The organism is Lacinutrix jangbogonensis (genome assembly GCF_000797445.1).
Lineage (GTDB): Bacteria > Bacteroidota > Bacteroidia > Flavobacteriales > Flavobacteriaceae > Lacinutrix > Lacinutrix jangbogonensis.
Genome location: NZ_JSWF01000017.1, coordinates 14,944 through 30,746 on the forward strand (window position 1 = coordinate 14,944; position 15,803 = coordinate 30,746).

Below are 15,803 nucleotides of genomic sequence, written 5' to 3' on the forward strand. Positions count from 1 at the left end.
ACTACATTTTTTTAATACTTAAAACAGCTCTTTTTTAAAATTATTTTTCATGAATTATTGAATTCAGCTGGTGTATAGTTTTATATTTAACATTTAAAGCTCATAAATTTTGTATATTGCTTACTATACTTAGTTTTTAAGCATTTTAAATGAATAGATTTTATACCATGTTTTTACTTTTGTTTGGGTTCTGTAGTGTTTTTTATGCCCAAGAATTACCGCCTATTGAAAGCTATACAATAGATATTTATAATGCTGAGAATCAAAACTGGAATATATCTCAATCTGCAGATAAACACATCTATGTTGCCAATAATAAAGGTCTTTTAGAATTTAATGGTGAAAAATGGCAATTGTATCCTTCTCCAAATCAAACAATATTGCGTTCTGTGCATGTTGTAGGAGATAAAATTTATACGGGATGTTATATGGATTTTGGTTATTGGGAACGCGATGCTTTTTCAATACTTAAATACAAATCTTTAGCTAATAAGGTAGAGAAACCTATAATAGAAGATGAGGAATTTTGGACTATTTTAAATTTTAGAGAATGGATTCTTTTTCAGTCTTTAAACAGAATTTATATTTACAACACTACAAATGATACTTTTAAAATTATAGAATCAGATTCTAAAATTATAAAAATGTATCAAATTGAAGATCAAATCTATTTTCAAAAAATTAATGAAGGCCTCTATACTATTAACAATGGAGAAGCAGTATTACTATCTAGTGATAATATTTTTAAAACAACAGAAGTCGTAGGTATATTTGGAAAAAGCAAAGATCTAATTGTACTTACAAATACAAGTGGATTCTATAAGCTTAATAACGAGAATCTAATACCATGGCAAACGCCATCTTCTAATATTTTAGACAACAAAACGATATACAGTAGTATACAACTAAGGGATAAAAGTTTTTTGTTGGGAACCATATCAAATGGTATGATTCATTTAAAAGAAAATGGAGAAGTTTTATATCAAATTAATCAAAACTCGGGCTTAATTAATAACACGGTTTTGTCTGCTTTCCAAGATAGGGAGGATAATATCTGGTTAGCCTTAGATAATGGCATAAACTGCATTAATATTAATTCTCCATTTCGAATTTATGAGGATAATAAAGGTAAAATTGGAACTACTTATGCTTCAGCTATTTTTAATGATACGCTATATTTAGGTACAAATCAAGGTTTGTTTTATAAGGATTATAATAGCGAAGAGGAATTTAAGTTTATTAAAGGTACTAATGGTCAGGTTTGGTGTTTAGTAGAAATAGATAATCAACTATTTTGTGGTCATAACAGCGGAACTTTTTTAATAAATAACTCAAAAGCCAAACTTATTTCTAATATCCAAGGCACCTGGGTTTTGAAAAAAATTCCAGAAAAACCTAATCATTTACTTCAGGGTAATTATAATGGTTTAAATGTTATTGAAAAATTAAATGAAAATTGGCAATTTAAAAACAAAATTCAAGGGTTTAATAGTTCTTCACGTTATTTTGAATTCTTAAATAAAAACCAAATTTTAGTTAGTCATGAGTATAAAGGTGTTTTTAATATAAAATTTAATAAAGATTTTACAGAAGTTACTTCTGTAGTAATAGATTCAACCGCAAATAAAGGTTTATACTCTAGCTTAATTAAATATAAGAATGACTTGCTTTACACTTATAAAAAAGGTGTTTTTAAGTACAACCATGCTAATAAAAAGTTTAGAAGAGATTCAGTATTAAGTCAATTATTTAATTCAGATAATTTTATATCTGGAAAATTAATACATAACAGTAAAACGGATAAGTTATGGGGTTTTTCAGATAAGAAAATAACCTATATATCTTCAGGCGGATTAAGTAAAAAACCTGTTTTGAATAGTATATCTTTGCCTAATAAACTTAGGAAAAATATAACAGGTTTCGAAAACATTACAGCAATTACAAACGATAATTATTTGTTTGGAACCTCTAAAGGTTATGCTGTAGTAAGCCTTTCTAAGCTAAAGAAAACATCTTACGAAATAGAAATAAGTAGCATTAAAAACAGTAAAAAGGATGGTGAATTTAGTGCAATAGATAGAACTAGTCAAAGCGAATTTGAAAACAAACATAATAATATTTCCTTTTCGTTTAGTGTACCAGAATATTCTAAATATTTGGTATCAGAATACCAATACCAACTTAAAGGATTTCATGAACCATGGAGTAAATGGACCACAAATTCAACACATATATTCGAAAACTTGCCATATGGAGATTATAGTTTTAACGTTAAAGCCAGAGTAGGTGGTGTTATAACTAAAAATGTTGCTTGGTATAGTTTTACAATACAAAAACCGTGGTACTTATCTAACTTAATGTTAGTCCTTTACATTATTATATTTATTTCATTGTCATTTTTAACGCATACATTTTATAAAAGATATTATAAAAAACAGCGTGAAGCCATCTTTTTAAAGACTAATAGAGAACTAGAATTAAAAGAATTAGAGAATAAGCAACAGTTAATGAGTTTTAATAATGAAAAATTAAAACAAGACATTGAGGGTAAAAATAGAGAGCTTGCTATATCTACTATGAGCTTGATAAAAAAGAATGAGTTTTTAAATACTATTAAAATCGAGCTTAATAATAAGGATGCAAGTACTAATATTAAATCTGTTATTAAAATTATTGATAAAAACATAAACAATACAGACGATTGGAAATTCTTCCAAGAAGCTTTTAATAATGCAGATAAAGATTTTCTAAAGAAATTAAAAACAGAGCACAGCGCGTTAACTCCTAACGATTTAAAATTATGTGCATATCTAAGGTTAAATCTATCTTCTAAAGAAATAGCTCCTTTGTTAAATATCTCTCCTAGAAGTGTAGAAGTTAAACGATACCGTTTACGAAAAAAAATGAATTTACCTCACGAAACTAGCTTAGCAAACTACATCATCGAATTGTAGAGGTACTACATTGCTATAATTCACCTATACAATACCACAACATTCTTATTTTTAACTTTTTTTGACTTATATTTTTTATATATTTCATAAGCTCAAAAGACTTATGGTTTCATATGTTTAGTGTTGAATCCGTAATATTTAACTCGTTATTTTGCGATGTATGTTTTTTGTAGCGGTATGTTTTAGTAAATCAGCAATAATTAAAGTTAGATTTACAAGCAATAAAATTAATAATCATTTATTTTAAAACTAAATGGTTAAAAACCAAACTAAAATATAATACAAATGAGGAAGAACATTTTTAGAATAATTCTAATTTTAATTTCTACATCATCAGTGTTTGCTCAAGCAGATAAGGTAACGGTTCAAAAGAACAGTGACGGTATGAAATTAGTAGTTAATGGAGAGGACTTCATGATTAATGGTATGAACTGGGGTTATGTTCCAATTGGTAAAAATTACTCATACAGTTTATGGAAACAATCAGATGATATTATTAAAGCTGCACTGGATAAAGAAATGGGGCTTTTAAAAAACATGGGTATTAATGCTATCAGACAGTATTCAGGAATACAACCAAAATGGGTTAAATATATATATGAAAATTACGGAATATATACCATGCTTAACCATTCATTTGGACGTTATGGATTAACTCTTGAAGGCAATTGGACTCCTGTAACAGATTATAGAGACGAAAAAACTCAAGAAGTACTGTTGAATGAAATTAGTGAACTTGCCGAGGAATTTAAAAATACACCAGGTTTATTAATGTTTTTATTAGGAAACGAAAATAACTATGGTTTGTTTTGGGCTGGAGCTGAAACTGAAGATTTCCCAGATGATAAAGAGAAAGAAAGAGCGATGGGAGAGTTGCGAGGAAGACCAATGTATAAGTTAATGAATGACGCTGCATTAAAAATAAAAGCTATAAACGGTGGTTCTCATCCTGTAGCGATCTGTAATGGAGATTTGTTATTTGTGGATATCGTTGCAGAAGAATGTAAAGACATAGATATATATGGTACTAATATGTACAGAGGAGTTTCATTTGGAGATGCCTTTACACGCGTTAGAGATGAATTAGATAAACCAATTATGTTTACTGAGTTTGGAGCCGATGCTTTTAATGCATTAACCAATGAAGAAGACCAAAAGGCCCAAGCATATTATATGGTTGGAAACTGGAAGGAGATTTATGAAAATGCTGCCGGTATTGGCAAAGCAAATAATTCAATTGGAGGATTTACATTTCAATTTAGTGATGGTTGGTGGAAAATTGGGCAAACAAAAAATTTAGATATTCATGATAATGATGCAACTTGGTCCAATGGAGGTTATCCTCATGATGTTGAGAATGGGTCAGATAATATGAATGAAGAATGGTTTGGCGTCTGTGCTAAAGGACCAACTGATTCAAGAGGTCTTTTTGATTTATATCCAAGAGCAGCATATTATTCTTTAAAAGAAGCACATCAAATTAATCCTTATATCGATGGTGTAGATCAAAACTTTATTAGCAACCATTTTAGTAATATTAATTTAATGGATGCCGTTTTAAGAGCGCGTGGAGATAAAGCTGCTTTAGGGAGTACCAGTGATAAAATTCGTTTTAGTAATTTAAGAGCTGAGTTTACAACGTTTAATACAGGTGGAAGCTTAATAACGACACCAGAAACTGCAGATCCTAATAATCAGGTATATCCTAATCAATTAGGTTTCGATCATATGCAATCTTATTTTATTGGAGTAGAAGGTAATCCTGCAGCAAATATGCGAGCAGAGGTAAACTTCAACATACTAGGAAATGTAGCAGAGAACCCTATAGATGAGATTTTTTATGAAAATAGAGGAAGACGGCTTGATCTTGATGTTACTACAGAAGAAGGCAGTGTAACCATAGCAGATCCAAATAGAGTACAAGTTTATAATGCAGAGTTCGAATGGAAAACTAAGGATGCAGATGTTAGAGGTTTTTATAGAACAGGACATTACCACTGGCAATATGAAGGCGATTTCTTTGGCTTGTACCCAGAAGCAAATTATGGACCAAACTTGGATATCTATAATGGTGATATTTTAGGTATTGAAATAGATGGAAAAGGATCATTAAATGGTTTAAAAGCAGCGTTTGGACCACAATTGTGGTGGGGAGCAAACCCAACAATGTTGTTGAAATACAGGCGTAAAATAGCAAATTGGGAAGTTACTGGTATCTATCACAGAGATGTAGAAACAGAACTAAAATTTGACGAAGCTGGACGTCGTGTATTAAATGCGAATCAAGTATCGAGTGGTATAATTCCAGGATGGCCAACAGAAAGAGGAACTATTGTTATCGAAAGAGACTTCGGTAAATTCGGATTGTCTTTAGGTGGTATTTGGGCTGGAGATCCTTTAAACGGGAGTACTTATCAGGATTTTACAGGTACATCAGGTAATTATGTTATATACGAAGACAAAGTAAATAACGATGATAATTGGGGTGGTAAAGCAAAAATAACGTACCAAGGCGGTAAATTTAACATGTATGCTCAAGGCGCAATAATGGGCTTAGTAGCTAATGGTGGTGCAGATGCAACACAAACATTTACAGGTTGGAAATTAAAAGATAGTGGTAGCGGTAACCAAACTAATGTTTTAGCAGGTTTTACATATTCATTAGGTGACTTTCAAATTGCACCAAATTTTTTATGGCAAAAACCATTAGTAGCAGCTATGCCCAATGATTTAGTTGATGGACCAGGAAGATTAAGAAATTTTATTGATGATCCATTTGCTGTAAGAGGTAATAGAGAGACTACCGCTGGTGAAATGTTATTTACTTACGATCCTACACCAGGAACTTGGATGTATGCATGGGATAATGATAGAGCGGAAGATGCCAAATTCGCAATGAATCTTGGTTTTGTATATCGTCACCTCCCAACAGCTCAAGATGCTCATATTGGGTTTTTAGCTAATAGACAGTTTTTTGCATTTCCTAATGCAGCTCCCGCAAAAGATCTTTGGGAAGCAAGCTCTAGAATAGTTTCAAAAATAAGTCCAGAATTAGGTCTAATAGGGAATTTTTATGTAGGAAACGCTCAAGCAAATGGTGATAGTGATAGAACAATTAATCGTTTTGGAGGTGATATTAGAGTTATTTATAAGAAATTTAAAATAGTGCAACAACTAAAATTAAACGATTGGGGACCATTTGATTATCATCGTGATTTTAACCTTACATATCCTGTGCAAGCAATGCTAGATATATCTACAACTTTAGGGAAGCCAGGTTGGTTTGTTTTACCAAGTACAAAAATTGGAATTCGCGGAACTTGGCGTTCAATGGATCAAAATTCACCAAGGTATTCACCTAACCAAACAGCTTCAGAATTTTCTACTGTACCTACATTAAGTCCAGTTGGATTTCCTGATGGTAATGAATGGGAAATTAGAACCTATATACATATTAACATTGGAAATTAAAAAAAAATAGAAAATGAAAAATTCTAAAAATTTATACTTAAAAAAGATTTCAGTAGTTATGGCAATTTTGCTTACTACAGTTATTAGTTGCGAAAGAGAACTATCTGAAGATGCCGTATTTGCAGAATTTGGAAGCAATGCAGAGATTTATACAGATGCGCCTGTAGGTCTTACTGACCAATTCTTTACTTCTTTCGATCCAAATCAAGGCGCTAATACGCAAGGTTTTGGCACAGATAATAATGAAGCCTATCTAGGTTCTAGTTCTATACGTATAGATGTGCCGCAGCCAAACGATCCCGATGGTGGATTTATTGGTGGTATTTTTCTGGACCGCGGACAAGGAAGAAATCTAACGGGTTACGATGCTTTAACATTCTGGGCAAAAGGATCAACAACAGCAATAATTGAAGCAGGGTTTGGAACAGATTTTAGTGAAGATAAGTTTGTTGTAGGTACAAAGAACGTAGTGCTTTCTACAGATTGGCGAAAAATTATTATTCCAATTCCAGACGAATCAAAACTTATTCAAGAAAAAGGAATGTTTTTATTCTCTGCAGGTACGCAAAGTACTGGTGGAGTTGGTTATACGTTTTGGATGGACGAATTAAAATTTGAAAAATTAGGAACTATAGCGCAACCAAGACCATCCATTTTTAATGGAGAAGATGTTGTACAAACAGCCTTTCTAGGAGCACCTGTTCCTGTGACCGGTTTAACAGAAACATTTAATTTGGGTTCTGGAGTTAACCAAACAGTGAATGTAGCGCCCTCATATTTTACATTTAAGTCTTCAGATACAAACATCGCTTTAGTAAGTGAACGTGGTGTAGTTACTATAGTTGGTATTGGTAGTGCGGTAATTACTGCTAGTATTAATGGAGTCCCAGCAGAAGGTTCTTTAACGGTTAATTCAGGAGGGAATTTTGATTTAGCGCCAACTCCAACGAGAGATCCTGGTACTGTAATTTCTATTTATAGTGATCATTATACTAATGTTCCTGTAGATTTTTATAATGGATTTTGGGAACCTTTCCAAACGACTGAATCTGCAGATTTTATAGCAAATGGAGATAATATTTTAGGATATACTAATTTTAATTTTGTTGGTAATCAGTTCGCTAATCCAACTGTCGATGCTACAGTGAAGTCTAATCTTCACCTTAATATGTATATCCCAGATAATATACCAGCAAACCTAGATTTTTTAATTTCAGTTGTAGATTTTGGCGCTGACGGTGTTGATGGAGGTACGGATGATTTAAGACAACAAATATTTTTTAATAGCTCAGATTTTGTTGCCGATGAATGGAGTACTTTGGAAATTCCTCTAACCTTGGCAAACAGGAGTCATATAGGTCTTATTATATATGAAAATGTTAACGGGTCTCCTTTAACTGATTTTTATTTAGATAACATTTATTTCTACGAATAAACACTAACAATAAAACAAAAAAATATAAAATGAAAAATAAAACGAATACTAAAAAAGGTTTAGTGAAAGCTGCTTTTATGTCTTTTATTGTAGTGTTGTTTTTAACGACTACAAATTGTTCATCAGATGGAACTCAAATCGTAGCAAACTTCACGGAAATTGTGATGCAAGATGAGTTTAATACAGAAGGAGCACCTAATAATGCGCTTTGGACTTATGATGTAGGGACCGGTGATAATGGTTGGGGAAATAATGAGCTTCAGTATTACACAGACCGCACTGAAAACGTAAAAGTTGAAAACGGTTATTTGTTAATTACAGCAAATGAGGAAGAATATAACGGGTCTTCTTATACGTCTTCTAGACTTTTAACGAATGGTTTATTCGATCAACAATATGGTCGTTTTGAGGCACGCATAAGATTGCCTTACGGTCAAGGTATGTGGCCTGCATTTTGGTTACTTGGAGAAAACTGTGATGAAGTTATCTGGCCTCAATGTGGTGAAATAGATATTATGGAATATCGTGGTCAAGAGCCAACTAAAGTTCATGGTTCTGTTCATGGTCCTGGTTATTCTGGAGGTGAAGCGATTACAAAAACGTACACATTAGAAAACGATCGTTTCGATACAGGTTTTCACGTCTTTGGTATAGAATGGACACCAGATTATATTAATTATTATGTAGATGATAAATTGTATAATCAAATTACACCGGCAGATGTTACTGGTGAATGGGTTTTTAATCAACCATTTTACATTATTATCAATCTTGCGGTAGGTGGATCATTTGTAGGGTCTCCAAATGCAGAAACGGTTTTTCCACAAACCATGTTAATCGATTACGTAAGAGTTTATAAAAATTAAAGCAACTAAAAAAAATAAGAATTATGAAACAATTATTTAACAAAACTAAAAGTATTTTAATATTACTCCTAGCCTTATCTTTTTTAGGTTGTGAAGAAGACGATGTTACATTACCTCAAGTAGTAGCTGGTTTTACACATACTATTGATTTTGATACCAGAACGGTTACTTTTTTAAACACTTCTACAAATGCAACTGCTTATTCATGGGGATTTGGTGATGGAACAGTTTTAGATGAAGTAAACCCAATTAAGAAATATCCTATTGGATCGTTTACAATTGTACTTACAGCATCAAATGTTGCTGGTGCTTCTGATACGTATACAGACACAATAATCTTTTTAGATACAGAAATCCCTTTAATTACGTTAATTGGAGATGCTACAGTAAATGTAACTTTAGATGATGCTTACACAGATGCTGGAGCATCAGCTCTTGATGCAGTAGATGGAGATCTAACTGCAAATATTGTAGTTGGTGGTGATACCGTTGATACTGCTGTAGAAGCGATTTATACAATTACTTATGATGTAACAGATACACAAGGTAATGAAGCTATACAAGTTACAAGAACAGTTAATGTTGCCGCTGTAGTATGTACTGATGAGATTGCGGGTTCTATAAGTGCTGCGGATTTAAATTTAACATTCATGACAGACCCAACAGCTAGTATTACTAATGATGGAGCCGATTTTAGTTGGATTACTAACCCAGATTCTGATAACACAGTAAACCCTTCATGTAAAGTTGCACAAATTACAAAGCAAGGTGTTAATCCATGGGACAATACGCAAATAGATTTAGATGCTAAATTAGATTTTACTACAAACACTGGTTTAAAAATAAAAGTATGGTCAGCAATTCCTAATACTGAAGTGAGATTAAAACTAGAAGAAATTGGGAATTCAAGTAATAATGTAGAACAATTTTTAACAACATCTGTTACTAATGGTTGGGAAGAATTAACATTCCCATACACAAGTGCAGATAGCGATAAGTTTGATAAAATTGTAATGTTCTTTGATCTAAATGCAGATAATTCAGACACGTACTATTTTGATGATTTAATGCTTTATGGAACAGGATCAGGAGGAACTGGAGGGGGTTGTGTTGCTGAAACAGCACAGTCGTTAAATGCCGTTGACATTAACATAACATTTATGAGTGATCCTGCAGCAGTAGGAAGCGGTGTAACGGTTATTGAAGATAACGCAACTTATGAGTATGTCGATAATCCAGATTTTAGTACTGCAGTAAATAACTCCTGTAAAGTAGGTAAAGTAACAAAAGCTGGTGTAGAGTCTTGGGATAATATTCAGATTGATTTTGCCGATAAAATTACGTTTACAGACGGTTCTAATTTTACTATAAAAGTATTTTCACCAGTCTCTGGTTATAAAGTTACTTTTAAATTAGAAGATCAAGCTGATGGTAATATAAATACTGAAGTGTCTTCTACAGTAAGTACATTAAGCACTAACGCATGGGAGGAACTAACGATTCCATTTGGTGCTGCAGATAGCGCTAAATATGATAAGCTTGTAATATTCTTTGATTTAGCAGGAGCTGCAAATACAAATGCGTATTATTTCGATGATATAAAATTAAACCTTGGCTCTGGCGGAGGCGGCGGAGGCGGTACTTGTCCAACACCTCCAGCAGGTGAATTTATTGGCGATGGAGATTTTGAAGTGAATGCAGATTGCTGGGTAGTATTCGATAATGGTGGTTCTGCTACCATATCGACTACAGTTAGTAATGGTGGTGGTACTAATTCAGGTCAAATACAAACCGCTCCAGGAGGAAACCCTGGCTTGAAACAAGAAAGGTTTGGAATGGGTACAATATTGCCTAATACAACTTATGTTGCTACTTTTGATATAAAAGCGAGTGCGGCAGATATGTTAGCAAATGGAGCTGTTTTTCAAGCGTTTACTTTTTCTGAACCAGCTGATGGATCAGGATTACCTGCTGCTCAACACGTCCTTATCGCTGGAGATGCAAATGTAACAACTACTTGGGTGCAAAGATCGTATACATTCACTACTGCTGCTAATGTTGATGGTGGAGTATCACTATTATTTGAATTGGTTTGTGGAGGAGTAACTGGATGTACTGGTACTATTAATATTGATAATGTCTCTATAACGGCACAGTAAATCAATAAATAGTTAAATAATTGATTAAAAAATAATACGGTCTTAATTTGTGTTAAGACCGTATTTTTTTACTACAAAAATGAAGTTAAATTTATATTTAACAAACCTAAAAGAGAATATATTGTTAATGAAACAGGTAATAAATAATTTGGAAAAAGAAAACATAGCAATGGCTCAAGTTGTTATTGATAACGAGGACTATTTTAAGATTTCTAATAACGACGAAATCCGCCCTTTTTTTATGAGCATTGTAAGTGACTCTAACCACTGGATGTTTATATCTAGTAACGGAGGACTAACTGCAGGGCGTAAAAATTCAGAATACGCTTTATTTCCATATTATACAGACGACAAAATCACAGAGTCTGCAGATATAACAGGTAACAAATCAATCTTCAAAGTTCAAAAAGGAGATCAAGAGTTAATGTGGGAACCATTAGCTATTAGGTCATTAGGTAGATATAGTACCACTCAAAACTTATATAAAAATAAGTTTGGTAACAAAATTATTTTTGAGGAAATCAATCATGATTTAGAATTAATATTTAGATACCAATGGAGTTCAACGAATAAGTTTGGTTTTGTAAAAAAATCTAAATTAGTTAATACCTCAAAAGAATCTGTAAAAGTGACACTTTTAGATGGTATTCAAAATATAATGCCAGCGAGTATTGGTAGCGATACCCAAAATCAATCTAGTAATTTGGTTGATGCATACAAACGGAATGAGTTAGAAGAGTCTACTGGGCTTGGTATCTATGCGCTTAGCGCTATTCTCGTCGATAAAGCAGAGGCTAGCGAAGCACTAAGAGCTAATGTCGTTTGGTCTTTAGGTTTAGACAATCCAAAACATTTATTGTCTTCTTTACAAGTTAATAACTTTAGATCACGTCATGCTATAACACAAGAGGTTGATATAAAAGCTGAAAAAGGTGCTTATTTTGTGTCTACAGAAATTGAATTATTGGCAGATTCGTCTAAAGAATGGATGCTTGTGGCTAATGTTAATCAAAATCATTCAGATATAGCATTATTGTCAAAACAGATAAGAGAAGATAATTCCTTAATTGATGAAATTAATGAAAATATAGCTTTTGGAACGAAACGACTAGTGGAGTTAAATGCTGCGTCTGACGCTATTCAAGTTACTGCAGATAGTCTTAGAGATACACGTCATTTTGCGAATACATTATTCAACATTATGCGTGGTGGTATTTTTGATGATAGTTATCAAATTGAAAAATGGGATTTTATAAATTATCTTGTTAATGCTAATAAAAAGGTAGCAAGAACATCTGAAAGTGTATTAAAAACGCTTCCAGAGGTATTCTCTTTATCAGAAATACAGAAAATCGCATATAATAGTGGTGATAAAAACTTTAGACGCTTATGTTTAGAGTATATGCCTTTAAAATTTAGTCGTCGTCACGGTGACCCAAGTCGACCTTGGAATAAATTTTCTATTAATACACGAAATGAAGTTGATGGTTCAAAAATTTTGGACTATGAAGGAAATTGGCGTGATATTTTCCAAAATTGGGAAGCATTAGCGCACTCTTACCCTGAGTTTATAGAAAGTATGATTCATAAATTTTTGAATGCGTCTACTTTTGACGGCTATAATCCATATCGTGTTACCAAAGGAGGTTTCGATTGGGAAGCTATTGAACCAGACGATCCATGGTCTTACATTGGATATTGGGGAGATCACCAAATTATTTATTTACTTAAGTTTTTAGAGTTTATTAATAACCATAAACCGGGTAAATTAGAAAGTTTCTTTACAAAAGATTTATTTGTATATGCAAATGTGCCATATAAGATAAAGCCATACAAAGATTTATTAAAAAACCCTAAAGATACTATCGTTTTTGATGATGATTTAGACCATAAAATTAATGAAAATCGTGAGCAATTAGGAGCTGATGGTGCTTTACTTCGAGATGAGAATAGATTCATTATAAAAGCAAATTTTGTAGAGAAAATACTCGCAACCACTTTAGCAAAGTTATCAAACTTTATTCCTGAAGGAGGCATCTGGATGAATACGCAACGTCCAGAATGGAACGATGCTAACAATGCTTTGGTAGGCAATGGTGTATCTATGGTTACGCTTTGCTATTTGCGAAGATTTTTTAATTTCTTTGAAGATTTACTTGCTAAAACAAATGTTAACGAAGTAGAAGTTTCTAACGAAATATTTAACTTCTTCAATAGCGTTTTAGAAACTTTTGAAAATAACAAAATGTTATTATCAGCATCAATTAGTGATAGTGATAAGAAATCAATATTAGATAGTTTAGGAAAAGCAGGTAGTGATTTTAGAACCAATATCTACGACCATGCCTTTTCGGGAAGAAAAACACCACTTTCTATAGATAGGTTAAAAGATTTTATATCAATTAGTAAATCTTTTTTAGAACATTCAATTAGAGCAAACAAACGTTCAGATAATTTATATCATGCATACAATTTAATGACCGTTAATGCAGACGACTCTGTTTCAATCTCTTATTTAAGTGAAATGTTAGAAGGCCAAGTAGCTGTTTTAAGTTCTGGTTATTTAAATGCGACACAAACGCTTGATGTATTAAATGCTTTAAAACAAAGTAAACTTTTTAGAGCAGATCAGTACAGCTATATGTTGTATCCAAATAAAGAACTCAAAGGGTTTTTAGATAGAAACACCATCTCTGAAGATGCTGTTTTATCTTCAAAATTATTACAAGAATTATTAAGTGATGGAAATGTTCAAATCATTGAAAAAGATGTGAACGGGGAATACCATTTCAATGGAAACTTTAAAAATGCAAGTGATGTATCTGCAGCTTTAGAAAATCTTTCAGAAACTAAGTATCAGGCGCTTTTAGAATCTGATACCCCAAAAATATTACAAACTTTTGAGGAGGTTTTTAATCACAAAGCGTTTACAGGTAGATCAGGTACATTTTATGGATATGAAGGATTAGGTTCTATATATTGGCATATGGTTTCTAAATTATTATTGGCAGTGCAAGAATGCTGTATAAAAGCTGTTAATGATGATGAAAATGAAGTTATAGTTGGTCATTTATTAGAACATTTTTACGAAATTAACGAAGGTATTGGTGTGCATAAAACGCCGCTATTATATGGTGCTTTTCCAACAGATCCATACTCGCACACACCAGGAGGAAAAGGAGCACAACAACCAGGAATGACAGGTCAGGTAAAAGAAGATATTTTAAGTCGCTTTGGAGAATTAGGAGTCTTTGTGAAAGAAGGAAAACTATTTTTTAATCCATGTCTTTTAAGAACAGAAGAATTTTTTACTAAAGCTGCTAGTTTTGAATACATTGATATTTTCAAGGAAAGAAGAAATATTCAAATGGAAAAAGGGTCATTAGGGTTTACGTATTGTCAAGTGCCTATAGTGTATCAGATTTCAGAAAATGACAGATTAGAAATAACTTTTAAAGATGGAAATTCTAAAATAGTTGATGGTTTAACACTTGATCAAACAACAAGTCAAAAGGTGTTTAATCGTTTGGGTGAAATTCAAAATATAATAGTAAACATTAAAGAAAAGCATTTAAAATAAAAAGCAACACCATGGCTAATAAAGTAATCATATTATTTGTGTTAATCACTTTATCTATGATGTCATGCAATGGAATTAAAGAAGACAAACAGTCCAATAAAACCCCAAAAAAAGTGACAGCCAAAGATATATTAGGAAACCCAGATTATTTAGCAATTTCTTATGGAGGTTATCGCCAAAAGGCAAGAGATAGTCAGCCTTCAATTAAAGAGCTTAAAGACGATATTAAAATATTGTCTGCAATGGGAATAAAAGTGTTGCGAACGTATAATGTGCAACCAAAATTACCACACGCATCTAATATATTAGAAGCTATTACAGAGCTTAAAAAAGAAGACCCAACTTTCGAAATGTATGTCATGCTCGGGGCTTGGATAGATTGCCTTAATGCATGGACAGATTTACCTGTGAACCATGACGTTGAAAGTCCACAAAATGAAGGAGAAATTGCGAGAGCAGTAGCTCTGGCTAATCAATATCCAGATATTGTAAAAGTAATTGCTGTTGGTAATGAAGCAATGGTAAAATGGGCAACTAGTTATTTTGTTCAGCCCGATGTTATTCTAAAATGGGTAAATCATTTACAGGCTCTAAAAACGTCAGGTAAATTACCTAAAGACTTATGGATAACAAGTTCAGACGATTTTGCTTCTTGGGGAGGAGCGGATGATTTCTATAAAGTTGAGGACTTAGAAAATATAATAAAATCTGTCGATTATATTTCTATGCACACTTATCCTTATCATAATACACATTATAATCCGGAATTTTGGGGAATTCCAGAAACAGATTTTCAACTTTCTGAAGAAGAAAAAATAAATAATTCAATAAAACGGGCCATAAAATTCTCACAGCGTCAAGTAGACAGTGTAACCAATTATATGAAAAGTTTAGGCGTTAATAAACCAATACATATTGGAGAATCAGGTTGGGCCTCAGTTTCTAAAGGCTTTTATGGAGATAATGGTTCTAGGGCTACAGACGAATATAAACAAGGTTTGTATTATAAACTAATGCGTGAATGGACTAATAAAGCGGGCATATCTTGCTTTTATTTTGAAGCGTTTAACGAGCAATGGAAAGATGCTCTGCATCCAAACGGATCAGAAAATCATTTTGGACTATTTACTATAGAGGGTAAAGCAAAATATCCACTTTGGGATTTAGTAGATCTGGGTGTTTTTAAAGGATTAACTAGAAATGGAAATCCAATTACTAAAACATATAATGGCGATAAAAATGAATTAATGGAAACGGTTAAAATTCCACCAACAATTCATGAAGTTATGGCACATCAATAGCACTAATTAGAGACCTCACAGATTTTTAAACCTGTGA

At 32.6% G+C, this 15,803-nt stretch carries 7 protein-coding genes; all 7 read left to right on the forward strand.

Translation table 11 applies throughout. The features are described from left to right. The first annotated feature begins 149 nt into the window (after positions 1–149). The 7 genes from RH82_RS03315 (at position 150) to RH82_RS03345 (ending at position 15,766) form a co-directional block, all read left to right on the forward strand. Positions 150–2,954 carry a helix-turn-helix and ligand-binding sensor domain-containing protein gene (locus tag RH82_RS03315; RefSeq protein ID WP_034058048.1) on the forward strand — a complete coding sequence of 935 codons (2,805 nt, stop codon included), beginning with the start codon at positions 150–152 and terminating at the stop codon, positions 2,952–2,954. 285 nt (positions 2,955–3,239) lie between these two features. Beyond that, positions 3,240–6,425: a glycoside hydrolase family 2 TIM barrel-domain containing protein gene (locus RH82_RS03320; protein WP_034058049.1), complete on the forward strand. Its 3,186-nt coding sequence runs from the start codon at positions 3,240–3,242 to the stop codon at positions 6,423–6,425. Positions 6,426–6,438: 13 nt separating this feature from the next. After that, entirely contained in the window at positions 6,439–7,860 is a 1,422-nt protein-coding gene (locus RH82_RS03325) for a hypothetical protein (RefSeq protein WP_034058050.1), read from the forward strand. A gap of 29 nt (positions 7,861–7,889) precedes the next feature. After that, positions 7,890–8,726: a glycoside hydrolase family 16 protein gene (locus RH82_RS03330; RefSeq protein WP_034058051.1), complete on the forward strand. Its 837-nt coding sequence runs from the start codon at positions 7,890–7,892 to the stop codon at positions 8,724–8,726. 23 nt (positions 8,727–8,749) lie between these two features. Then, positions 8,750–10,885, forward strand: coding sequence for an immunoglobulin-like domain-containing protein (locus tag RH82_RS17665; protein ID WP_052158193.1), 2,136 nt, complete (start codon positions 8,750–8,752; stop codon positions 10,883–10,885). 127 nt (positions 10,886–11,012) lie between these two features. Next, positions 11,013–14,465, forward strand: coding sequence for a hypothetical protein (locus RH82_RS03340; RefSeq protein WP_034058179.1), 3,453 nt, complete (start codon positions 11,013–11,015; stop codon positions 14,463–14,465). An 11-nt stretch (positions 14,466–14,476) separates the two neighbouring features. Beyond that, positions 14,477–15,766, forward strand: a complete 1,290-nt coding sequence (locus RH82_RS03345) for a glycosyl hydrolase family 17 protein (RefSeq protein WP_034058053.1) — start codon at positions 14,477–14,479, stop codon at positions 15,764–15,766. Positions 15,767–15,803: the final 37 nt, after the last annotated feature.